Origin of the sequence: Bifidobacterium simiiventris, from assembly GCF_019331715.1 — a bacterium.
Lineage (GTDB): Bacteria > Actinomycetota > Actinomycetes > Actinomycetales > Bifidobacteriaceae > Bifidobacterium > Bifidobacterium simiiventris.
The window spans coordinates 51,583-74,138 of the sequence record NZ_JAHBBG010000004.1 but is presented as its reverse complement, the minus strand read 5'-3'; the positions used below and the strand labels follow the sequence as shown (position 1 = coordinate 74,138).

At 64.8% G+C, this 22,556-nt stretch carries 19 protein-coding genes; 14 read left to right on the top strand and 5 right to left on the bottom strand.

The genetic code is table 11. The features are described 5' to 3' along the window. Positions 1-16: 16 nt before the first annotated feature. Positions 17-1,618 (bottom strand): ABC-F family ATP-binding cassette domain-containing protein, encoded by a 1,602-nt coding sequence (locus tag KIH76_RS05975; protein ID WP_214373778.1) that lies wholly within the window; start codon positions 1,616-1,618, stop codon positions 17-19. Positions 1,619-1,829: 211 nt separating this feature from the next. Between KIH76_RS05975 and pcp the strand changes: the two genes are divergently transcribed. Next, positions 1,830-2,480, top strand: a complete 651-nt coding sequence (gene pcp, locus KIH76_RS05970; protein ID WP_214373779.1) for a pyroglutamyl-peptidase I — start codon at positions 1,830-1,832, stop codon at positions 2,478-2,480. Between the two features lie 215 nt (positions 2,481-2,695). After that, a complete protein-coding gene (locus KIH76_RS05965; RefSeq protein ID WP_236036862.1) occupies positions 2,696-3,505 on the top strand; it encodes a M15 family metallopeptidase in 810 nt (269 codons plus the stop codon). 36 nt (positions 3,506-3,541) lie between these two features. On the opposite strand, the gene KIH76_RS05960 is transcribed toward KIH76_RS05965, so the two are convergent. Next, the gene (locus tag KIH76_RS05960) at positions 3,542-4,942 is read right to left on the bottom strand and encodes a sensor histidine kinase (RefSeq protein ID WP_236036861.1); all 1,401 of its coding nucleotides are present in this window, start codon (positions 4,940-4,942) and stop codon (positions 3,542-3,544) included. Next, complete coding sequence (locus KIH76_RS05955) at positions 4,939-5,610, bottom strand: response regulator transcription factor (protein ID WP_219069844.1); 672 nt, start codon at positions 5,608-5,610, stop codon at positions 4,939-4,941. The genes KIH76_RS05960 and KIH76_RS05955 overlap by 4 nt, the downstream gene beginning before the upstream one ends. A 160-nt stretch (positions 5,611-5,770) precedes the next feature. Here KIH76_RS05955 and KIH76_RS05950 point away from each other — a divergent pair, with 160 nt between their 5' ends. The 11 genes from KIH76_RS05950 (at position 5,771) to KIH76_RS05900 (ending at position 19,291) form a co-directional block, all read left to right on the top strand. Further along, positions 5,771-6,559 carry a hypothetical protein gene (locus KIH76_RS05950; protein ID WP_219069842.1) on the top strand — a complete coding sequence of 263 codons (789 nt, stop codon included), beginning with the start codon at positions 5,771-5,773 and terminating at the stop codon, positions 6,557-6,559. Between the two features lie 152 nt (positions 6,560-6,711). Then, a complete protein-coding gene (locus KIH76_RS05945) occupies positions 6,712-7,839 on the top strand; it encodes a peptidoglycan-binding domain-containing protein (protein WP_219069840.1) in 1,128 nt (375 codons plus the stop codon). Continuing rightward, positions 7,836-8,624, top strand: coding sequence for an ABC transporter ATP-binding protein (locus KIH76_RS05940; protein ID WP_338023589.1), 789 nt, complete (start codon positions 7,836-7,838; stop codon positions 8,622-8,624). Before KIH76_RS05945 ends, KIH76_RS05940 begins: the two co-directional genes overlap by 4 nt. Continuing rightward, a complete protein-coding gene (locus tag KIH76_RS05935; RefSeq protein WP_219069838.1) occupies positions 8,617-9,816 on the top strand; it encodes an ABC transporter permease in 1,200 nt (399 codons plus the stop codon). The genes KIH76_RS05940 and KIH76_RS05935 overlap by 8 nt, the downstream gene beginning before the upstream one ends. An 85-nt stretch (positions 9,817-9,901) precedes the next feature. Beyond that, on the top strand, positions 9,902-11,428 hold the full coding sequence (locus KIH76_RS05930) for a DUF3375 domain-containing protein (protein WP_219069836.1): 1,527 nt from the start codon (positions 9,902-9,904) through the stop codon (positions 11,426-11,428). Position 11,429: 1 nt separating this feature from the next. Further along, complete coding sequence (locus tag KIH76_RS05925; RefSeq protein ID WP_219069834.1) at positions 11,430-12,137, top strand: DUF4194 domain-containing protein; 708 nt, start codon at positions 11,430-11,432, stop codon at positions 12,135-12,137. 1 nt (position 12,138) lies between these two features. Continuing rightward, positions 12,139-15,636 (top strand): ATP-binding protein, encoded by a 3,498-nt coding sequence (locus KIH76_RS05920; protein ID WP_236036860.1) that lies wholly within the window; start codon positions 12,139-12,141, stop codon positions 15,634-15,636. A gap of 3 nt (positions 15,637-15,639) precedes the next feature. Continuing rightward, the gene (locus tag KIH76_RS05915; RefSeq protein WP_219069832.1) at positions 15,640-16,833 is read left to right on the top strand and encodes a DUF3322 and DUF2220 domain-containing protein; all 1,194 of its coding nucleotides are present in this window, start codon (positions 15,640-15,642) and stop codon (positions 16,831-16,833) included. Positions 16,834-16,996: 163 nt separating this feature from the next. Further along, positions 16,997-18,379: an MATE family efflux transporter gene (locus KIH76_RS05910; RefSeq protein WP_219069830.1), complete on the top strand. Its 1,383-nt coding sequence runs from the start codon at positions 16,997-16,999 to the stop codon at positions 18,377-18,379. 48 nt (positions 18,380-18,427) lie between these two features. After that, positions 18,428-18,793 (top strand): phage holin family protein, encoded by a 366-nt coding sequence (locus tag KIH76_RS05905; RefSeq protein WP_214373787.1) that lies wholly within the window; start codon positions 18,428-18,430, stop codon positions 18,791-18,793. Between the two features lie 33 nt (positions 18,794-18,826). Next, on the top strand, positions 18,827-19,291 hold the full coding sequence (locus KIH76_RS05900) for an aminoacyl-tRNA deacylase (RefSeq protein ID WP_219069828.1): 465 nt from the start codon (positions 18,827-18,829) through the stop codon (positions 19,289-19,291). Positions 19,292-19,436: 145 nt separating this feature from the next. Here the strand turns inward: KIH76_RS05900 and KIH76_RS05895 are convergent, their stop codons facing one another. Beyond that, entirely contained in the window at positions 19,437-19,853 is a 417-nt protein-coding gene (locus KIH76_RS05895) for a peptide deformylase (RefSeq protein ID WP_219069826.1), read from the bottom strand. 86 nt (positions 19,854-19,939) lie between these two features. Here KIH76_RS05895 and KIH76_RS05890 point away from each other — a divergent pair, with 86 nt between their 5' ends. Next, positions 19,940-20,644 (top strand): GNAT family N-acetyltransferase, encoded by a 705-nt coding sequence (locus KIH76_RS05890; protein ID WP_219069824.1) that lies wholly within the window; start codon positions 19,940-19,942, stop codon positions 20,642-20,644. 131 nt (positions 20,645-20,775) lie between these two features. On the opposite strand, the gene KIH76_RS05885 is transcribed toward KIH76_RS05890, so the two are convergent. Next, positions 20,776-22,110 (bottom strand): MFS transporter, encoded by a 1,335-nt coding sequence (locus tag KIH76_RS05885; RefSeq protein ID WP_219069822.1) that lies wholly within the window; start codon positions 22,108-22,110, stop codon positions 20,776-20,778. Between the last annotated feature and the right edge of the window lie 446 nt (positions 22,111-22,556).

The following is a 22,556-nucleotide window of genomic DNA, read 5'->3' as shown; positions in this document are numbered from 1 at the left end:
CGTTATCGCACAACCGCTATTCCTCGGCGACAAGCTCCAAATAGCTGTCGTTCCAGAGGTCCTCGTCGCCGTCGGGCATGAGCAGCACGCGTTCCGGGTTGAGCGCCTGCACCGCGCCCTCGTCGTGGGTGACGAGCACGATCGCGCCCTCATACTTGGCGATGGCTTTCAGAATCTCGTCGCGCGAGGCTGGGTCGAGGTTGTTGGTCGGCTCGTCGAGCAGCAGCACGTTCGCGCGGGACGTGACGAGCGTGGCGAGCGCGAGTCGGGTCTTCTCGCCGCCGGAGAGCACGCGGGCGGGCTTCAACGCGTCGTCGCCGGAGAATAGGAACGAGCCGAGGATGGAACGCGCCTGCGTGTCGTTGAGCTCGGGCGCGACGTGCGTGAGGTTTTCAAGCACGGTCGCGTTCAGGTCGAGCGTGTCGTGCTCCTGCGCGAAGTAGCCGATCTTGCAGCCGTGGCCGTATTCGACCGTGCCGGTGTCGGGCTGTTCGATGTGCGCGAGCAGACGCAGCGTGGTGGTCTTGCCGGCGCCGTTGTAGCCGAGGATGACCACGCGCGAGCCCTTATCGACGGCGAGGTTCACGCCGGCGAACACGATGTTGGAACCGTACGCCTTGGAGATGTCCTTCGCCATGATCGGCGTGCGGCCGCAGGGCGCCGGTTCGGGGAAGCGGATGTCGGCGACCTTCTCCTTCTTCTGCGCCTCGGACGTGTTCTCGAGGAGTTTTTCGGCGCGGCGCATCATGTTCTGCGCGGCCACGGCCTTGGTGGCCTTCGCGTGCAGGCGGATGCCCTGCTTCATGAGGCGTTCGGCCTTCTTCTCGGCGACCTCGCGTTCACGGCGGCGGCGCTCCTCGTCCACGGCGCGCTGGTGCAGGTACGCCTTCCAGCCGAGCGAGTACATGTCGATCTGGCCGAGCTGCGCGTCGAGATGCCACACCTTGTTGACGACCTCGTCCAACAATTCGGTCGAGTGGGAGATCACGAGGAAGCCGCCCTCGAACTTCTTCAGAAACCCGCGCAGCCATTCGATCGAATCGGCGTCCAGATGGTTGGTCGGCTCGTCGAGGATCAGTGTGTCCGCGTCGGAGAAGAGAATGCGGGCCAGTTCGATGCGACGGCGCTGGCCACCGGACAGGGTGCCGAGCTCGCGGTTCATCACGTCCTGCGGCAGGCCCAGGCTGTCGGCCATGGCGATCGCCTCGGACTGCGCCGCGTAGCCGCCGGCCTTGTCGAAGTCCTGCATGATCTTGTCGTACCGGTTCATCGCACGCGTCATCACGTCCGGGTCCGGATCGGTCATTTCCTTCTCGCATTTGCGCATGCGGGCGATGATCGTCGCGATGTCGCGCGCGCTCATCATGCGGTCGAGCGCGGTCTGCGTCTGGTCGGCGGCGTGCGTGTCCTGCGGCAGATAGCCGAGCTTGCCGGAGACGCGCACCTTGCCGGCGGACGGCAGCATGTCGCCGGTGATCACGCGCGTCAGCGTGGTCTTGCCGGCGCCGTTGCGACCGACCAGACCGATCTTGTCGCCCTTGGCCACATGGAAGTCGGTGGCGTGCAGCAGCGTGCGCGCGCCGATCTGAATCTCAAGTCCCTGCGCTTCGATGGCCATGCCTGTTCGTCCGTCCTTTTCGCCTGTGTCGTCGTATTGCGTCGCGTATCGTCATATGCCGGCCCGCATGCCGCGTGCCGGTCAAAGTCCAACCGTCCACTATAGCGAAGGGGTGCCGAACATGCGTCGGATCCCGCGCTACGCTGTGGCATGCGCAGGTCCGTATGAGCGGCCGTGGCGTCATTCCAGCGCAGGTAGGTAAGGAGCAGTTATGTCCAAGAAGATCCTCGTCACCGGATTCGACCCGTTCGGCGGCGAATCCGTCAATCCCGCGTTCGAGGCCGTCACACTGCTGCCGGACGAGATCGCCGGCGCGACGGTTGTCACACTCGAGATCCCGACCGCGTTCACGCGCAGTGCACAGGTCGTCGAGGCGGCCATCGAACGCGAACGGCCGGACTGGGTGCTGTGCGTCGGCCAGGCCGGCGGCCGCTCCGCGATCACCGTCGAAAAGGTCGCGATTAACCTCGCCGAGGCGCGCATCCCCGACAACGACGGCGAACAGCCGTTCGACACGCCTCTGCGCGCCGACGGCGACACCGCGTACTTCGCGACCCTGCCGGTCAAGGCGATGGTGAAGAACATCAACGACCACGGCATTCCCGCGTTCATGTCGTACACGGCCGGCACCTACGTGTGCAACGCGATCATGTACCACGTGCTCTACCTGCTCGACCGCAGGTTCCCCGGCGTCAAGGGCGGCTTCATCCACGTGCCGTACGCGGTCGAACAGGGCGTCGGCAAGGCGAACGGCACGCCGGTCATGGAGATCGCCACGATGGCCAGGGCCCTCGGATATGCGATCGAAGCGGCCGTGACCGCGACGACCGACGCGACCGAGATCATGGGCGAGACCCACTGACCGGAGAGCGGCCGAGACGGCCGGTTCGGGGTGACCCTTAGGGGTTGATTCCGGGCGGTCATCCCCAAGGATCAGGGTCGGTTCATCCCGCCGGCCGATAGTGCGAAACCGCTGCGATTCCTACGATTGAGAGGTATCGCAACGGTTTTCTATTGCACGCGGATTCGGCTGCACGCCAACCGCGGTGCGACCGTCGGCAGGGAAAGGGATGAACGATGACACGAACCACGATGGGCCCCGTCGCATCGGGGTGCATGAATGCGAACGGCCACAAGGGCCGGTCAGCGGCAAACGGCAGGGGAGCGGTGCGCAATTTCGCGCAATACCGGCGCGAGCGCATGGCCAAGTCCGTGGCGCGTCTGACCGTCACGATGATCGCCGCCGTGGCGCTCATCGTCGGCGCGCTGTTCGGCCTCGGCCGCATCGCCCACTGGGGGCCGTTCGCCCCGGGTATCCCCGAGGCCAAATATTCCGCGCAGTCATGGAACATGATCGTCGTCAACCGTTGGCATCGCATCCCTGACGACTATCCCGCGCCCGAACTCACGCAGCTTGCCAACGGCCAGCAGGTCGACTCGCGCATCTACCCGGACCTGCAGCGCATGTTCGACGCGATGCGTGCCGACGGGCTCGACCCGGAGGTGACGGCCGGATACCGCACCCACGCGCAGCAACAGCAGATCATGAGCGACAAGGTCTTCCTGTACGAAAACCAGGGCATGAGCGCCAAAGACGCCACTCGTGAGGCAGAACAGCTCGTCGCGATCCCCGGTACCAGCGAACACGAGATCGGACTGGCCGTCGACCTCAATGCGGTTGGCGCAGCGAACGCGGACGCCAACCAGCGCGTGTATAACTGGCTCGCCGCGAACGCGTGGGCATACGGGTTCATCCTGCGCTACCCGGACGGCAAAACCGACGTGACCGGCAACCAATACGAGCCGTGGCACTACCGGTTTGTTGGCGCGGACGTGGCCAAAGCCATTCACGACCGCGGCATCACGCTCGAGGAATACACGCGGTGACCATAACCTGCTCCCACTTCTAGTGGAGCGGGAATGCTAACGAGAGAACCGGATCGTCGCACGGAACGTGGCGGAATCGGGCTGTGACAGGTCGAGCGTCGCGCCCATCGCATCGCATGCGGCGTCCACGATCGACAGTCCCAATCCCACGCCGGGCACGGCGCTGATGCGCGAATGCTCGCCGCGATGGAACGGCTGGATCAGATCATTGAGATCGTCGGGCAACGTCTCGTCGGTGGTGTTCGTCACGACCAACGTCACGTTGCCGACGCCATCGCCGTCTTCGCCCGTCGTAATCGCAACGTCGATCGACCCGCCGTCCACGTTGTGCACGACGGCGTTGCGGACGAGATTGCCCACGGCCAGTTCGAGCAGCGCACGGTCGGCCGTCACATGCACGGACGGCAGGTCGTCGGTGCACATGATGATGCCATGCGTTGCAGCATCGTCCGAGATGTCGTCGACCATGTCGTTCACGCAGCCGGTCAGATCCGTCGCGCGAGCGACATCGGCCGTGCCAACGGCGGCGTTCGCCGCGGCCTGCGGTACCGTCTTGCCGTGCGCGGCATCATGTGCACCATCGTTCGGCATGCCCGATGCCGTCCGCCGTCCGCCGATCGCGCCGTTCTGGATGCGCGACAACGTGAGCAGCGCCTGTACGAGCTGCGCGCCACGCCGGTTCGCGGCGAGCGCGCGTCGCACGGACGGTTCCACGTCGGCGGGGAAGCGGCCTTGGGCGAGCGGCGCGTCGAGGTTCGTTTCGACGGCGGCGATCGGCGTGCGCAGTTCATGCGACGCATTCGACACGAACCGTCGCTCCGCCTCGGACGCGGTTTGAACGCGGTCGAGCAGACCGTTGATCGACGTGACCAGCCGGCCGATCTCGTCTTGGCTATGCGTATCGTCGATCCGTGCGTGCAGATCGTCCGGGTCGAGCGATTCGACCTGCCGGCCGACGTCGGCGACACGGTTCGACAGCTTCGTGCCGACGATCCATGCGACGCCAAGCGCGAGCAGTCCGAACACGACCATCATGACGATGGACGACGCCCGCATGGTGTTCACGAACGAACTGGTGACCGAGTCCACGGTCCGGGCGATGCCGAACGAGTAGTGGTCCGCATCGGATTGGCCGAACACGTCGATGTTCGCCCCGTCGCCGAGCGTGACCGCGCCTTGATCGCAGACATCCGCCGACTTCGTATCCGAGGAGTCGGCATCGGTGCCGCCCGATGAGTTGGACGAGCCAGACGAGTCGAACGAGGAAACGCACATGACGGCCATGTTCTGTTCGGCGGCGACGCGGGCGACGATGACGTTCTGCGTGATGATGACGGCCGCCATCATCAGCATGGCGATGACCGCGATGGACAGCACCATGACGGCCCGGAACGTGCGCGGTCTCAACCGCGCGGAGATCGTTCGCATACGGTTCATCGCAGCCGGTATCCTTCCCCGCGGGTCGAGACGATCGCGTCGCGGTCGGCGAGCTTGCGGCGCAGCAAGTACACGGTGGTCTTGATCACGTCGGCCGGTTCCGCGGCGGTCGGATCGTCCCATACGGCCTCGTAGAGTTCCGGCACGTTCACGTAGCCGCCGTCGGCGCGCATGAGCTCGAGCAATACGCCGTACTCCTTTGGCGTGAGTTTGACGAGCGTACGCCCGTGGTCGCGGAACACCAATCGTCGCGTCGTGTCGAGCGTGATGTCGCCGCGCGTAAACACCGCCGCGGTAGCGGCGGACTTGCCGGAGCGCCGCTGCAGCGCGCGGATGCGGGCGAGGAGTTCCGGATAGGCGAACGGTTTGGTCAGATAGTCGTCGGCGCCGAGGTCGAGGCCGCTGACCCGGTCGCTCACTTCGGCCGCGGCGGTGAGTATGATGACGGCGACGGGGATGCGGTTCGCGGCGATCGTCGCCATCACCGCGTCACCGGAAAGCACCGGCAGATCACGGTCGAGCAGCACTATGTCGATGCTCTGGTCGGCGAGCGCCTGCAACGCTTCGGTGCCGGTCGCGGCGAGGCTCGTCGCATAGCCTTCGTAGCGCAGCGCGTCATCCAGCGCGGCGGCCAGTTCGTGGTCGTCCTCGACGATCAGGATTCGCATGTCGTGCCTCTTTCGTGCGATGCGTACGGTTCGGGTGCTCCACCCATTATCATCCCCATCCTCCCGCCCTGTCGGTAATGCGAAGGTAAGACTCAACCTCACCGACACGCCACGGACGACACGGTTGGATGGATGACGACACCGATCCCAAGGAGGAACCATGAACCGCAACCCGCGCATCCTGACCGTCGCCCTCACATCCACGCTCGCCCTGTCGGCGCTCGCCGGCTGCTCCACGCCGCTCACGGCGAACGGCGGCGACCCGTCGAACACCGCCGCTTCCGGTAACGACGCCGCCGTGTCGACCGATGCAAACGTCAAGAAGTTCATCGCATGCCTCACTGGCAAGGGCTTCGAGGCGCAGGCCGCGGCCGCACCCGACATGTCCGGTTCCGCGGATGCATCCAAGACGCCAACGGTGAAGAACGCGGTCGAACTGCGCATGATCGACAAGGCCGGCAACCCGGTTCCGGTCGGCGGCGACTCGAACGGCATGACCGTCGACTCCGACGCCCAGCAACTGTATACGGGCGCGACGTTCACATCCGTCGAGGACGACAAGGTGTGGGTCATGTTCGCGGACGCCACCGCGCTCGCCGGCAGCCCGTATGAATCCAAGCAGCAGGATTACGCGGCGTGCCAGGCGCAGGTGCCGGGCTTCACCCAGCCCGTGCAAGGCGCGGACATGCAGCCGGCCGTCTCCGACGCGCAGAAGCAGGCGGCGCTCGACTTCGCCAGGAAGGCGCGCGAGAAAGGGTACGGCTGGGTCGCGGACCCGGACGGCGACAATCCGACGACGATCATGATCCCGAAGACCGTAAGCGAGGAGGAATTCCGCCGCTTCCTCAAGGACTGCCCGGTGGGCGAGACGGGCGTCTCGTTCGGTTTCGACGGCACGCCCGAGGAGTTCGGCTACGACTACACGCAGGTGATGCGCGACGCGCAGTGAGCGCGTCGGGCGGTGTCGGTCATTTCGAACGAGCGCGGCGAGTCGAGAAATCTTGCACGGGGAATGTCCGACAGGAAAGGATGTCTCCGCTCCGGCTGCGCCTCCGGTCGACATGACAGACATTGATGAACTCACGTCAAGGAGCAACGAATATGACACGAACGGAAACGCGACGGTTCGACAGACGACGCAAGGTCGTTGCGGCGATCACGGCGATCGTCGTCATCGCCGGATTAGTCACAACGTGTGCGGTGACGAAACCGTGGAACCTGATCGGCCATCTGACCGCGGGCGAGCAGTCCGGCTCGGCGGCGTCGCGGAACGTCGACGTGGCCACGTTGCGCACGGCGTCGGTCACCAAGGGTGTGCTCAACGCCGAAACCAGGCTCGGCGCGACCCTGCAATACGACAAGGCGAACGATTTCGCGGCCGCGACCGGCACGATCACGCAACTGCCGGTCGCCGGCAAACAGATCAACACCGGCGAACAGGTGTACGAGATGGACGGCGTGCCCGTGCCGCTGTTCCACGGCGAGCGCCCGTTCTGGCGCACCCTGCAGACGGATGTCGCGGACGGTCCGGACGTGACCCAGCTCGAACAGAACCTCGTCGAACTCGGCTTCTTCAGCGGTGCGCCAGACACACATTTCGACTGGCTGACCCGCGAGGCGGTCCGCCAATGGCAACGGTCGCTGGGACTGACCGGCGATGCGGCGGACGGCGTGTTCCAGCCGTCGTCCGTGGCACTCGCCTCGTCCGCGCCGATCCGCATCACGCAGGTCAAGGCGAAACTGGGGGAGTCGAACGTAAGCCCCGCCAGCTACACGAACGTCACCCTGCACGTCGAGGCCACGCTCACCGCCACGCAGGCCGCCACGTTCAAGGCCGGCGACAAGGCGCAGGTCGTATTGCCCGACAACACGACTCTCGACACGACGCTCACGGCCGTCGACCAGGGCGGCCAGTCCACCGGTACGGACGGGCAGGTGACCTCGCCGTCGGCGCGCGTCGACTTCCCCGACCAGTCGCAGGTCGCGCAGTTCGGGCCGGTTGCGGTCAGCCTTGTCATTCCGAACACGTCCGCGTCGGCGAATACCGAAACGTTGATCGTGCCGGTGACCGCGATCGTCGCCTCCGCCGGCACCACGTACGCGGTCGACGTGGTGCGCGGCGACGCGCTCGTGCGCGTGCCGGTCGAGATCGGACTGGTCGCCGACGCGCAGGTGCAGCTCACCAAGGCCGACGGCTTGAAGACCGGCGACAAGGTGGTGGTGTCGTGACGGATCCTCTGCTGACGTTGGAAAACGTCACCAAGGCGTTTGCCGGCAAGGACGGGACGATGACGCAGATCCTGCATCCGACGAACCTGACGATCATACGCGGCGAACGCATCGCGATCGTGGGTCCGTCTGGCTCCGGAAAATCAACGCTCCTGTCATTGCTCGGCACGCTCGACATGCCCACGTCCGGCACGTTGCGCTACGACGGCGACGACGTGACCGCGATGGGAGAACGGCACCGCAGCGACCTGCGCGCCGAGCGCATCGGCTTCGTGTTCCAGCAGTTCCATCTCATCGCCGGCGTATCCGCGCTGGAGAACGTGATGGTCGGCCTGCAATACACGACCCTGCCGCGTGCGGAGCGCCGCGACCGTGCGGCCGTCGCATTGGAGCAGGTCGGATTGGGACATCGGCTGAGTTACCGGCCGTCGCAACTGTCCGGCGGCGAACAGCAGCGCGTCGCCATCGCGCGAGCGCTCGTCAAACGGCCCGACATCATCTTCGCCGACGAGCCGACCGGCGCGCTCGACACCGACACCGGACACACGATCCTCGAGCTGCTGTTCGACGCGGCCGACAGCGGCTCGAGCCTCGTCGTCGTCACGCATGATCCGAACGTGGCCGCACGGTTCCCGCGGCGACTGCGCATCCGCGACGGCGTGGTGCGTGAGATAGCGGGGGAGACAACGGCGGAATCCCCTCAATCCGACGAAGTCGGACGGCTCCCACTGACCGGGGATGCCGCACGAACTGCGATGACGCGAGAGGAGAGTAATCATGCGTAAGCCGCTGCGCACACGTATCGCCGACCTGCTGCATTCCGCGTGGATCGGCGCGACAGGACGCGTCTCGCGCACCGTGATCGCCTCGCTCGGCATCGCGCTCGGCGTCGCCGCCTACGTGGCCCTGTCCGGCATCGCGGCCTCCAACCAGGCGGCGTTGCTCGCCCGGCTCGATGCGCTCGGCGCGAACCTGCAGGTCGTCACCCCCGGGCAGGATGCGTCCCGGCAGACCATCCCGCTGCCCGACTACGCGCCCGAGACGATCGCCCGCCAACCGGCCGTCGAACAGGTCGGCGTCTTCTACACACCGCCCGAGAAGATCCAGATCTTCAAGAACCAGCTCGTGCCGACCTCCAACGGCAACGCGCTCGCCCTCAACATCATGGCGCCCGGAGCATTGGACACGCTCGGCGCGACCTACGCGCGAGGCCGCGGCATCGACCGGAATAACGAGCATCTGCCCGTCGCGGTGCTCGGCTCCGAGGCCGCATGGCGGCTCGGCGTCACCGACGTCGGAGACCGCGTGCTCATCGACAACGAATGGTACGGGGTCATCGGCATCCTCGATCCGCTGCCGCAGGCCGCAACGCTCAACACGTCCGCCATCATCGGCCGGGCATGGGCGATCGCGCACTATCCCGACCAGGCGGCCAGCATCGCCAGGATCAACGCGATCTACGTACGCACCACGTCCGGTGATGCCGAAACCCTGCGCCGCACGATCGCCCACGCGGCCAACCTCACGGGCGGCAACGTGAGCGTGACCGCATCCGCCGACCTGTCCAAGGCGCGCAACGCCACCAACGACTCGCTGACCACGCTCGGCCTCATGATCGGCGTGATCGCGCTCGCCGTGGGCGGTATGAGCATCGCCAACATGATGATCGTCACTGTCATGGAACGCCGCGGCGAAATCGGCCTGAGACGCGCCTTGGGCGCCACGCCCGGCAACATCCGCATGCAGTTCGTGACCGAGGCGGCCATGCTCTCCGCGTTGGGCGGACTGGCCGGCATCCTCATCGGCGCGGGCGCGGCCGGCGGCGTGGCGCTCGCGGCCGGCCAGCCGATCGCCCTGGACTGGGAAGGTCTGCCACTCGCATGGGGCGCGGCCGTGACGGTCGGCATCCTCGCCGGCCTCTACCCGGCCTCGCGCGCCGCCCGGCTCACCCCGACCGAGGCGCTCAGAAGCGAGTAAACCGGTTCCCGGGATCGCCGCGCCGAATCCCGGGAACCGGCATGATAGCCTTGTAAGTTGCGGCAAGGAAAGCGAGGCTGGGTTCATGGGCGATGTCAGGCGGGAAATGGAACGGCTGCGACCGGTCTACGAAACCGGCGTGCTCCGCCTGCTGCTGCGCAAGCACTCCATGACGTACGTGGCGCTGCTGCGCGCCGCGTTCAACCCGCTGACCGGCGAACTGCCCCGCGAAATCCTCGAGGAACGGTTCGCGCAAAGCCTGTCAAGCCTCATCGACGCCGGCGAATACGCGCTGGAGGACGACCAGGACCTCATCGGCTCCGCGCACCAGATCCTCGTCGATCTCACCCGCGAAGGCAACGGCGACTACGCGTGGCTCGCCAACTCGCTCGACATGGCCTCGCACCGATTCCTCTACCGACTCACCGCCCGCGCGCACCGCGCCATCGAAGCGCTGGACCGTCTGCAGGACACCACCAGCTCGCTGTCCGGCGCTCAGGCCAACAGTATCATCATGGAGATCGAACACGCGCGCATGCAGCTGACAGCCGATCCAAGCGAACGCATCCGACTGCTCAAAGCGGAGATCGCCGCACGCGAACGCGAGATCGAACAGATCCAACAGGGACGGCAACGCGACCGGCTCAGCGACGAACAGGTCGGCGACATCATCGCCGTCATCCACAAAACACTGCGCGACGTGCCGATCGACCTGCGCGAACTCGCGCTCGCCGAACGCGACAACGGCGACGCGCTGCGCCGACGCATGCAGGCCGGCGACATGGACGTCAACGACAACCTCACCTCCTACCATGACGCGTTCCGCCGCTCGTTCAGCGAGTCCGACTCCGGACGCCGGTTCAACGACGCCTTCCAGGTGATCATCACCGACGAAGGCCGCCAGCAGATCGACGAGGCCGTCGCGGCCATCGCCACGACACCGTATCTGGCCGGCGAATCCAGCGTGCTGCTCGACCAGGTCACCGCCGAACTCGAACGTATCTACGACGGGATCGAAGCGGTCCGCCAGCAGATACGCGTCTCCGACGAGGCGATCAGCCGACTCGTCCGCCAACAGACCGACACCAGATACCGCACCATGCTCGTCACGCTCAACCGCCTGTACACCACGATCAACGCGGCGGCGAGAACGCATCCGAACGACGAGACACGTCCCTACCGCACGGACGTGGGCGACGCCACGTTCGCCGGGCTGCCGACCCGGCCGGCACGATCGATGTCCCGCGCGGCCGTGCCCGGCCTCGACGAGCATGCCACGCCGGTCAACGTCCCCGAACCGGACATCCGCTCCATGATCGTCGGAGGAGGCCCGCGCATACGGCACATGATCCGGCTCATCATGCACGACCCGGTTACCGTGACCGAACAGGACGGCACCGAACGCGTCGACATCGCCGCCAGCTTCAACCGGCTGCCCGCCGACGAACGACGCGAAAGCGAGATCGTCGGCTTCCTGTCCGCACTCGCAACGGTCGGCGGCGAACAGACGGTCTGGCATTGCACATCACTCGATGGCACGCCGCGCGACTGGACGACACGACGGGTCACGGCCGGCATGGACGAACTCAACGAGACGATCAAGGAAGGATGACATGGGCGACGACAACGCGACCGCAGCACTGTTCGAAGGCGACACCGGCGACATGAGCGCACCGGCCCGCATGGCCGCTATCGCACTCAAACGCGACCGGTACATCAGCGGGACCACCTACGACACCGCAATGGACAACCTCGACCAGGTGACCCGTTCGCTCAACAACGACATGCTCGAACTCGTCGTCAACGAACGCTACCGGATCATGTACGCAACCCCCGTCCCCGACGCCGACCAGAACCCCCGGTCGCTCAAGACGCGCGTCAGCCTGCGCCGCGAGGAGGCGGCGCTGCTCGCGTTCCTGCGCATCCGCGTCCTCGAATACGAGAACCTGCACACGCCAGCGGACGAATGGTTCGTCAGCTTCGAGGAGATCCGCGCGGCGCTCGCCACCGGCGCCGGCTATCTGGCCTCGCGCAACGACGAGGAGGGCGTGCTCAAGCTGATCGGCGCGATCGTCTCGTCCCTGACCACGTACGGGTATCTGGAACGTTCGGCCGACGACGAGGCGATGCTGCGCATCACCGCGCTCGTACCCGTCGTATTGGACCGCGATCTTGCACAGACATGGCTGGACGGCCGGGACGAGATCGACGACGAAGACGTGGACGACAGCTCGGACGATCCGGCCGACGACGCTGAAAACGACGATGCGAACGGCGCGGCCGGCACGGACGATGAAGCCGACAACGAGGAAGGGGAGTGACATGACGGACACCATGAGCGAGCCCACGATGCCGGACGGCGCGCGCGACATCCAGATCGTTCCCGACCGGTGGATGATGGAAAGCCGACAGCTCGTCAACTGGGGCTCCTACGACGGATACCATGTGTTCCGCCCGTCCACGGACGACAAGCTGCCGGTGACGTTGCTCGCCGGAGCCAGCGAATCGGGCAAATCCACGCTGGTCGACGCGCAGATCTCCCTGCTGTACCCGTCCGGCACGCCGTTCAACAAGGCGTCGAACTCCGGACGTTCCGAACGCAGCGACTACACGTACCTGCGCGGCATGATCGGCGTGGGCGACACCGACGACGCGCCGATGTACCTGCGCGGCACCGACGCGGACGGCATGCCGCACAGCGTATGGGGCGCGATCGTGGACACGTACCGCAACGCCACCACCGGGCAGACGCTCTCCTGCGGCAAGTTCCTCTACCTGATGCCGGGCGAGGGCCGCGGCGACGTGCGCCGCCAGTACGTCACCTGGAACCATGCCATCGACCCGCGTCTCATGGACCAGTTCCGCGACGGCCCGTTCACACCCACCCAGCTCAAGGCGACCTACGAGGGCTGTTCGATCTTCTCGAACGCGAACGCGTTCCACGCCCGCATCTGGGGCGTCATGGGCCTGACCGAGGAGGCATGCCGGCTGCTGCACAAGATCCAGTCCGCCGACGCGCCGTCACGACTGGACGACATCTTCAAACAGGGCGTGCTCGGCGTGCCCGCGGCGATCGGCAAGGCCGAGGACCTGGTCGGCGACTACGAGCGGTACGCCGCCAACTTCAACAGCATGGAGGAGAAGGCCCGCCGCATGCAGATGCTGCAGGGCATCCGCCAATCCCACGGACAATACGACCAGGCGCAGGCAAACGTGCACGCGTTCGACGTCGTCGACCCGAACGGCGAACGGGGCCGCACCGCCATCCGCCGCTGGGCGCTGGCGCACATGGCCGAGGAAGTGACCGCCCAACTGCCGCACGACGAACGCGAACGCGACCGGCACATGCAGGACGCCGCCGCCGAACGCGCGCACGGCGACGAGATCACCGCGCGCATCGACACGGTCAAGGCGCAGATCCAAGGCGTCGACGGCGGCAGCCTCGCACGGCTCGAACTCGACCTGACCCAAGCCAAGCAGACCCTGAACGTCGTGGCCGACAACCACGACCGGATCGCCCGCCAGTTCGCCGCCATCGGCGAGCACATTCCCGACACCCGCGACGCATGGCTGGCACGGCAGGAACAGGCCGCACGATTCGTCGCGGACTACGAACGGCGACGCACGCAGCTCGATCACGACCAGTACGAGGCCGCGGCCGCGCGCTCGCAGGCCAACGACGAACTGGATCGTCTCACCCGCGACTACGAACGCCAGCGCACCCAACGCACGCGCATCTCCCAGCAGATGGACGAGGAGCGCGTCATGCTCTGCCGCGCCACCGGCCTGAACGCCGAGGAACTGCCCTACGTCGCCGAACTCATGGACGTGCGCGAGGACGAGGAGACATGGCGCACCGCGATGAACGTCGCCTACGGGCCGATCGCCCGCACGATCCTCGTCGACCAACGCCACGAACAGGGATTCGCCGCACGCGTGAGCACCATCGACCCGCATCTCATGTCACGGCGCACCTGGCGGTTCGTGGACACGGGCCGCGACCACGGGAATCCGGAAACCGCCGAGAACCACGTCGAAGACGGGCCTTGGCTGTCCGGCAAACTGCGCTACCGGGAAGACTCCCCGTTCGTCGGCTGGCTACGCGCACAGACCGCCAATGAACGGTACGACGCGCTATGCGTCGACGTGATCGACGATACGGATGAACAGACCCGCCAGGTTCAACCCGACGGCCAGATCAAATCCGGCCGACATGGCCAGCACGGCATCAAAGACATCCGCCAGGTCATCGGATTCGTCAACCAGGCCTACCTCGACGAGCTGCTCCGGCAGACGCAGGACGCCAAAACCGCGTTTGCAGAGGCCGACCAGACATACGAGGCGATCCGACAACAAGCCGAACAATTGCGCCGCGGACTCGCGCTCGCCGAAACCCTGAACGACACGGACTGGAACAGCGTCGCCGTGCAGGACGTCAAGCAACGCATCGCGCGCATCGAACAGGACATCGACACGATCCGCCGCGATCCGAAACTCGCCGAACTCACCGCCGCGCGGGAGCGGTTGGAACAGGAACTCGACCACAGCAACGACCGACGGTTCAAGGCTCAGAACGCCGCGGACCAGTGCACGCAGGCGGTGAACGCCGCCCGCGAATGGCTCGAATGCAACGGAGCCGGCAACGGGGATGCGACAGACGCCAAGGAGGGGCGTACCGCGTTCGGCGACGATGTGGCGGAACGCCTGGGCGCCGCATACGAACGCCAATTCGCCGGCCAGACCGACCCTGCCACGCGCGCGCATCTGATCATCGGAGCCGGCCGTGCGGCCGCGGCTGACGACATGCGATTCGAAAACACAATGATCGACCAGATCGGCAAGGAGATCGACACCCGTCGCACCATGCTTGCCGCGCAAGCCGACGCGGCCCGCAAGACGCTCGAATCGCAGATGCAGGCGTACCGCGACGTGTATGCGAAGGACGACGACGCGCTGACCGCCACCGTGGCCGATTACCGGTATTACGAGCAGGAATTGGACAGCCTGTCGCATCTGGCGGCCAACGACGCGACCGAAGCCGAATACGCCAACTGCCTGCACAAACTGTACTGGGACGTCCTCACCTTGCAGCGCACGCTCAAATCCGACGAGGCCACCATCAAGGAACAGCTGTCTCGCATCAACTCGATGCTCACAGGCCAGCAGTTCGGCCCCAAGGGCGGTCGCCTGTCGTTGAACATCACCGTACGCCCTCCCGAACGCGCGTTCGGCACGGCCTTACGGCGCATGAGCGAAACGCTCACCTCATGGCAGCAGCAATCCGGCGCCGACGTGATCGCGTTGCGCAAGACGTTCCGATCCTGTCGACCGTTCGTCGACATGCTGCACGACCAGCTGGCACAGGTCAAGGACTCCGCCGGCATCAAACAGTATGGCGCGCGCGATCTCGACCCACGCTGCCGTTCCTCGTTCTATGCGATCGTGCACCACGAGGACGGGCCGGACGAACGCATCACTTCCACCGGCGGCCGTTCCGGCGGCGCACTGCAGGAACTCACCTCGTTCGTCTACGGCGCGGCGCTCATCTATCTGCTCGGCGAAGGCAGCGTGACCGGCGAGCCATCCTATACAACGCTGTTCCTCGACGAGGCGCTCATCAAGGCGGACGGCCGGTACACCAAGCGTGCGCTCATGGTATTGCCGCGACTCGGCTTCCAAGTGATCGTCTCCGCCCCGGAAAGCAAGACCGGCGAGATCCTCGAGGTGTCGACCAAGGCGTACGTCACCTACAAGGATCCCGACACCGGGCACACCACGCTGCGAGAGGCCAGCCTCGACGCAGACGCCGCCCGGGAGTAACGGATGCGCACGGTCAGGGACATCACGGCGATGATCGGCCAACGACTATCGGCAAGCAGATACGCGGCCGGCGACGCGTGGCCATACACAGTATCCGTGCAGTTGCCGGCGCGGCAAAGCGATCTCGAGGACGCGGCGCTCGCCGTGCATGCCGATGACAACGTGCATGCCAACAATAAGGCGATTCGCGACTGGGCGGCGAACACCGGCTGCGGGACGACCGTACAGCGTCGCCTGATCGGCAATGTGACGGTCGATCTGATCGCGAACGTCACCGTGAACGATGAGACGGTCGCGTTGCGGTCGGTCGATCGTGCGTCGGCGGCCACGTATCGTCGCGCCCGTCGACGCGTCGAACGGATTCGTGAACGGTTCCGGCATGTCGACGAGACGGATCTGCTGTCCGCGGCCAAGATGACGGATACGGAAAACGACGTGGATTTCGATCTGCTGCTGCAGGTCGCCGAATACTGTGCGACGCATGACGTCACCGGTCTGCGTCCACGCGCGGTGCCGCTTGCCGGGTTCAGCGCGAAATGGTTGGACCGTAAGAAGACGAAACGTCACAGGGCGGTGGAGCTGCTGTGCGGCAAACGGTCTTTGGAACTGGACGAACGGCCGCGGGAGCTGCGGTTCCGGCATCTTGATCCGGCACGCGTGCCGTTGCCGGATGCGGTGGTCGTCCGCCCATGGAATGACGGTGTCGGGCTGGGCACCCGGTATGTGGTGATCGTGGAGAACAAGGACACATACCAGCTGATGCCGCCGATCCGGGACGGCCTGTGCGTGTTCGGTTCGGGCAAAGCAGCGGTGGATGGTCTGCGATTGCTGCCTTGGCTGTTCGATGAGCGTGCCAAGCACGTTCGCGTGGTGTATTGGGGCGATATGGATGCGGATGGATTCGAGATACTGTCGGGCGTGCGAGAACTGGGAATCGACTGCGAGTCCCTGTTCATGGATCATGCTGCCTATGATCGATATGGCCGATACGGCACGAACCACGATCAGGCCGACAGGCCGCTCAAGCCTCGGCAGCCGAAACCTTCACCCGGATTGCGCAGCGACGAACGGGAACTGTATGAAGCACTATGTACGGGGGACGGAGTGCCGTATCTGCGGCTTGAACAGGAACGCATTCCGATCCTCGATGCGGCGGTCGCATTGCGAGGCATGGGGATTCCCGTGGTGATGGATTGAGGACGACGGCCGGCCCTTGTACCTGGCCATCCGCACCTTTGCTTGTGCTTATGTCGATGCCGGCGTGTCGTTTGTCCGCACTGTGGCGGCTATGATGCCCGTGACATTGCGCAAAGTGACAGGTGATCGACGGATGCACGCGTGAGAGGAAAGGACGAGACGCATGGATAGCGAACTGTTCGAGAAGACCCCGGTGCCGAAGGCGTATTTCTCGCTGGCGATGCCGGTGGTGCTCGGCATGCTGGTCACGCTCGTGTACAACATGGTGGACACGTATTTCATCGCGCACACCGGCGACACGAGCATGGTCGCCGGCGTGTCCCTGACCGCACCCGTGTTCACGGTGATGATCGCGCTCGGCGACATCTTCGGTCTCGGCGGCAGTTCGGTCATCTCCCGCCTGTTCGGCCAGCGCCGGTATGCGGACGGCAAACGACTGAGCGTGTTCTGCTTCTACGCCGCCATCGCCACCGGCATCCTCATTCTCATGCTCGGTCTCGTCTTTCGTGATCCCATGCTCACCCTGCTCGGCGCGACCACCGACACGTGGCGGCATGCATCCGACTTCTACACGCTCATCATCATCGGCTCGCCGTTCATCATCGTGTCCATGACGCCGGTCAACCTGCTGCGCACCGAAGGGCACGCCGTGCAGTCCATGATCGGTTCGATGGCCGGCACCGCCGTCAACATCGTGCTCAACTCGCTGTTCATCCACGTGTTCGGCTGGGGTGCGGCCGGATCGGCCGGCGCGACCGTGATCGCGAACATCTGCACCGACCTGTACTTCGTCTGGTTCCTGCGGCATCGCAGTCCGAACCTGTCGATCGACCCGCGGCTCATCATCGACCACGCCGCGCGCAGACTGCGCATCGCCGCGCATGAGATTCGCGACATCTTCGCCATCGGTATCCCCGCGGCCATCACCAACCTCACGCAAAGCGTCGGCATCGTCATGATCAACCTGTTCCTGCTGCCCTACGGCACCGACGCGGTCGCCGCGATGGGCATCGCCCTGAAGATCATCATGATCGCCGTGCTGATCTTCGCCGGATTCGCGTTCGGCGCACAACCGCTCATCGGCTACAACTACGGGGCACGCAACATGCCGCGCCTACGCGCGATCATACGGTTCTCCTACGCGTTCCTGTGCCTGTTCGCGCTCGCCATGACCGTACTGCTCAGCCTCGCCGACCGTATGCTCATGCGCTTCTTCATCGCCGACGAGACGATCGTCGCACTCGGTGCGGGCATGCTGCGCGTCCAGCTGCTCAGCCTCGTGTTCGTGGCCGTGGTGATGGTCACGACCTGCACATTCCAGTCGGCCGGCAAAGCGATCGGCGCATTCGTGCTGTCGATCAGCCGTCAGGGCGTGATCCTGGCCGTCACGCTGTTCACCGGCTCGCGCATCGCCGGATACTCCGGCGTAATCGCCGCACAGGCGCTCGCTGATCTGCTCACCGCGCTGCTGGCAGTCGTCCTGTTCGTCGTGATGCTGCCCGAGCTGCGCGACCGGCGCAATGCGTCGACCCAGCAACCGGCATGATGCCGACGTCACATTCCGATGACATTTCGGCTGGAATAATCGAGTGATATGAGTCATTTCGTTTCCCGTTGGCTGGTATTGACGATCGCGGCGGGCGTCATGGTCGCCCTGTTGCCCGGCATGGAGGCGGTCGGCGAGCCGCCGATCCTCGGCATCGCCGCGTTCTCGCTGTTTCTCGCGCTCATCAATGCGTCGATCAAACCGGTCGTGCATCTGCTCGCTCTGCCGATCTCGATCCTGAGCTTCGGCCTGTTCGCGTTGATACTGAATTGGCTGTTCATGGAGCTCGCATCATGGCTGGCGCTCACCCTGTTCGACGTGGGCGTGATCGTCCACGGCTTCTGGTGGTCGGTGCTCGGTTCGCTCATCATGGCGATCGTCTCCGGCCTCGTCGGCGACGTCATCGGCGAATAGCCGACAAATGCCAAGCAACTGGAGTCATAGGTAATGAACGACAAGTACGAACGGATCGTCCGGTTCTCGGCCGAACATGCGGATCGTGCGCGGATCATCGAGCATGACACGGCGATCGTAGATCTCGCGTCCGCGGCGACCGTGTTCGACGTGACCCGCGCGGCGGCGACATACGTCGTGGAAGCAAAGGAAGGCGTGTTCGCAGTGATCGCGCTGGCGTCCGGGCATCTGAAATGGCGCGCGCTCGGCCGCGCGTTGGGACTGCGGCAGCTGCACCTCGCGTCGCCCGATCTGGTGAAGGACCGTACCGGCTACGATGTCGGCACGGTCGGGCCGCTGTTTCTCGGCATCCCCGCATACATGGATCGCCGGCTGCTCGCGCACGACATGGTTTATTGCGGCACCGAGGACGCGTATCATACGCTCGCCATCAACCCGCAGCTTATCGCCGAACACAACGACATCGCCGGCTGGTTCGACGGCGGCGAGTTCGCGTAGCCTATGTAAACGAGCAAAACCGGGGGAGACAAGCAGTCGAGCGGCGTGCCGACTGTCGGTCATGCGTTGAATATCATGCCGCTCGACCCTATATCCGCGCAACACATGACAGGCCGACGACAATCCGATTGGAATGACGGACTGATCAGATCAGGATGCCGTCGCAGTGGTCGATCTCATGCTGGATGATCTGCGCAGTGAATCCCTCGAACGTGGCGGTGATCTCGCGCAGCCGGCGGGTCTGGTACGTGACGGTGATGCGTTCATACCGGACGGTCGGACGCATGCCGGTCAGCGACAGGCATCCTTCCTCGGTCTCGTATTCGCCGGAACGTTCGATGATCCGCGGATTGAACATGACCATGTTCCGTCCGGTCGTCTCGTCCGCGAACACGATGATCCGCTTGGACACGCCGATCATGTTCGCCGCCATGCCTACGCACGAGTCCGCGTGCGCGGCCAACGTGTCCGCCAAATCGACGCCGACGGCCAGATCGGCTTCGCTCGCCGGTTCGGACGGTCTACTCAGGAATCGTTCGTCGGTCATGATCGGCTGCTGCATGGTCGTTCCTTTCCCGCTGATGCGATGCGTTGTCTGTAAGCTGCATGGTACCAGCCATCATTACCCGACCATCCGAGGCGGTCCCCGTGAACGACGAAACCATCACCTTGCGCGCGCTGAGACGCAACGACTACCCCGTCATCGTCGACATGCTGCGCCGCATGTGGTATGACGATCCCGGCATGAGTCCGTCATACTCCCGCCGTCTCGCCATGATCGACCTGCACCACAGTCTGGACTGTTCGGATGACGCCGTCGTCGCGCAACGCAACGGCACGGTGGCCGGCATCATCACGACGCGCATCGACAAGCGCAAGAATCCATCCGAGACCGGCCAACCATACATGCCACGCACATCGGGCGACGCGGACGGGTCGCGTTCGCAAGCGCCATGTCGCGCGCATCGATTCCGATGGCATCGTCTGCATGTCATCGGTTCGGCGATGCCGTTGCTGTTGTCCGGCGAAGGAAGACGCGGACTGCATGAGATGCTGTCGCTGTCTCGCATCGACGCGCGACTGATGCACGGGTTGCGCTCGCGGTTCGGCGCGGAGGTGACGTTGCTGCTGGTTGATGATGCCGCGCGCGGGCACGGCGTGGGCCGCGCATTGTTCGATCATGCGATGAGCCGGTTCCGGGATGCCGGCGTAGATCGGTACTTCCTGTTCACCGATACGAGTTGCAACGTCGGCTTCTACGAGCATCGTGGTCTGGCTCGGCTGCGTGAGCGGCAGACGGCCCTGCGCGGCGGAGCTACGGAAACGTTCTACCTCTACGAAGGCCGGCCGTAGGCTTCAGTATTCCCCGACCGGCTTCGAATGATACGGACGGCTACTGCGGTCTTGCCGAGACACGTATCGAAATGTGCTCATGACATGGTGCAGGCGGTTGCGAACCTCTCCTGCACCAGTCCCCGCCGACCTTAGAGTTCGATTTGCTCCCATCGCGCGGGCAGGGGAATGTTTCTCGTCGAAGTAACGCAGGCGAGCAGCAGGCCGAGACCCGCACATGCGACGACGAGCAGCATGACCGCGCGGAAACCAAGCCCGGGCGCTTGCAGCAGCCAGCCGACCAGAGCGGGCGTCAATGCTCCGGGAACGCCGATCGTGGTTTCGAACACGGTGGACACCCTGCCCTGCATGTGGTCCGGGGTGCGTCCGTAGATGAAGCCGAGTTCGCCGGCGTTCAACGCGGGGAACAGCAGGGATGCGCCGCTCATGCACGCGACGATCACCCCGTACGAGTCGGTGAACAGCAGCGGGATCATCGCAAGTGTGAACACGGCGAAGGTGAGGATGATGAGTCTGCCGGTCGGGATGTGGTCGACCAGCCATCCGGCGGCCAGCGAGCCGATGAGGGCTGCGATGCCGGTGGCCGTGCCTATCAGGCCGATGAGGGCCGCGTCCGTGCCCTGTGCGGCGAGCATGATCTGCACGCCGATGATGCTCCCGTAGCAGGCGATGTTGATGACCGCGCCCTGGATGATGGCGGCGAGGATCGTCCGTCTGGTCAGCGTCCATTGCCAGCCCTCGATGAACTGGGTGAGGAACGACGGGGCGGTTGGCTGTTCGTCGGCTTGTCGGTTTGCTGATGACGCATCCTCCGACTCGGGTGCGGATGTGGATACGGATGGCACTTTCTTCGGCAGCATCAATGCGGTGAGCGCGGCGGCCAGATACAGTATGGTGGACGCGAGGAACGGGAACCAGCCGGCGAGCTGGTACAGCAGTCCGCCGATCGCACCACCGGACAGTTCGACGCAGGATTCGCGCGCCTCGCGTATCGCCTGTGCTTTGGCGAAGTGTTCCATCGGCACGATCGACTTGAGCATCGCGTCGTTGGACGGTCCCAGCAGGCCGTTCATCACGGCGAACAGGACGACGAACAACGCGAACATCGTCGTGTCCATCATGTCGGCGGCAAGCAGGACGGTCGTCGCAAGGGACAGGCCCATGCCGACGAATCCGAGCAGGATCATCAGTCGTCGGCGGTCGTGTCGGTCGGCGATCGCGCCGCCGATCGACATCAGCACGAGTCCTATGGCCGATTCGACGGTGACCAGCAGGCCGGAGACGAATGTCGAGCCGGACAGGGCGAGGCCGGTCAGCGGTATGGCGAACGTGCGCAGGCTGACCGCGAACACGTCGCTCGTGTCGGCTATGAACCAGTTGCGATACGCGGTCAGGCTCCACAGCGAACGAGGGCTGCGTGCGGAATCGGGGGAGGATTGGTTGGGTGAATGGGTATCGGTGTTCATGGTGAACTCGTTTCATGACTGCCATGAACGGTACCGGCATGCGACGGCCGACTGAATACGGCAATCACGAATCCGCGTTCATGGATACGTTCGGGAATCAGGCATAACGACATATCGCGCGAGCCTGAATCGACCCGCGGCGATAGGGAAGAGACGGGAGGAAAAACCGTCAATCCGCTTAGTCGTATGCGAAGGATTCCAGAACGACGTACATGCAAGTCTCCTATGACCGATGATGACAATGTTCCGCTCCGGGATCGTCTGATTGATACGCCCCGCAGCGAGTGATATGACCATGATAAACCGTGATGAGAGCGGACACGACGTTTCGGGATGTTCATGTCGACGATGGTTGACATCGCGTGGTCCACGTTCCTTCGTCTCGTGGCGTATCGGCGGCAAGATATCCGTCTGCCAGTCAATCGCATGGCAATATCGTCGATGAT

Coding starts and splice junctions, on each gene's coding strand:
- KIH76_RS05920 (WP_236036860.1), top strand. CDS start 12,139: ATGACGGACACCATGAGCGAGCCCACGATGCCGGACGGCGCGCGCGAC.
- KIH76_RS05975 (WP_214373778.1), bottom strand. CDS start 1,618: ATGGCCATCGAAGCGCAGGGACTTGAGATTCAGATCGGCGCGCGCACG.
- KIH76_RS05935 (WP_219069838.1), top strand. CDS start 8,617: ATGCGTAAGCCGCTGCGCACACGTATCGCCGACCTGCTGCATTCCGCG.
- KIH76_RS05900 (WP_219069828.1), top strand. CDS start 18,827: ATGAACGACAAGTACGAACGGATCGTCCGGTTCTCGGCCGAACATGCG.
- KIH76_RS05910 (WP_219069830.1), top strand. CDS start 16,997: ATGGATAGCGAACTGTTCGAGAAGACCCCGGTGCCGAAGGCGTATTTC.
- pcp (WP_214373779.1), top strand. CDS start 1,830: ATGTCCAAGAAGATCCTCGTCACCGGATTCGACCCGTTCGGCGGCGAA.
- KIH76_RS05915 (WP_219069832.1), top strand. CDS start 15,640: ATGCGCACGGTCAGGGACATCACGGCGATGATCGGCCAACGACTATCG.
- KIH76_RS05905 (WP_214373787.1), top strand. CDS start 18,428: ATGAGTCATTTCGTTTCCCGTTGGCTGGTATTGACGATCGCGGCGGGC.
- KIH76_RS05955 (WP_219069844.1), bottom strand. CDS start 5,610: ATGCGAATCCTGATCGTCGAGGACGACCACGAACTGGCCGCCGCGCTG.
- KIH76_RS05960 (WP_236036861.1), bottom strand. CDS start 4,942: ATGAACCGTATGCGAACGATCTCCGCGCGGTTGAGACCGCGCACGTTC.
- KIH76_RS05930 (WP_219069836.1), top strand. CDS start 9,902: ATGGGCGATGTCAGGCGGGAAATGGAACGGCTGCGACCGGTCTACGAA.
- KIH76_RS05950 (WP_219069842.1), top strand. CDS start 5,771: ATGAACCGCAACCCGCGCATCCTGACCGTCGCCCTCACATCCACGCTC.
- KIH76_RS05945 (WP_219069840.1), top strand. CDS start 6,712: ATGACACGAACGGAAACGCGACGGTTCGACAGACGACGCAAGGTCGTT.
- KIH76_RS05965 (WP_236036862.1), top strand. CDS start 2,696: ATGACACGAACCACGATGGGCCCCGTCGCATCGGGGTGCATGAATGCG.
- KIH76_RS05925 (WP_219069834.1), top strand. CDS start 11,430: ATGGGCGACGACAACGCGACCGCAGCACTGTTCGAAGGCGACACCGGC.
- KIH76_RS05895 (WP_219069826.1), bottom strand. CDS start 19,853: ATGCAGCAGCCGATCATGACCGACGAACGATTCCTGAGTAGACCGTCC.
- KIH76_RS05885 (WP_219069822.1), bottom strand. CDS start 22,110: ATGAACACCGATACCCATTCACCCAACCAATCCTCCCCCGATTCCGCA.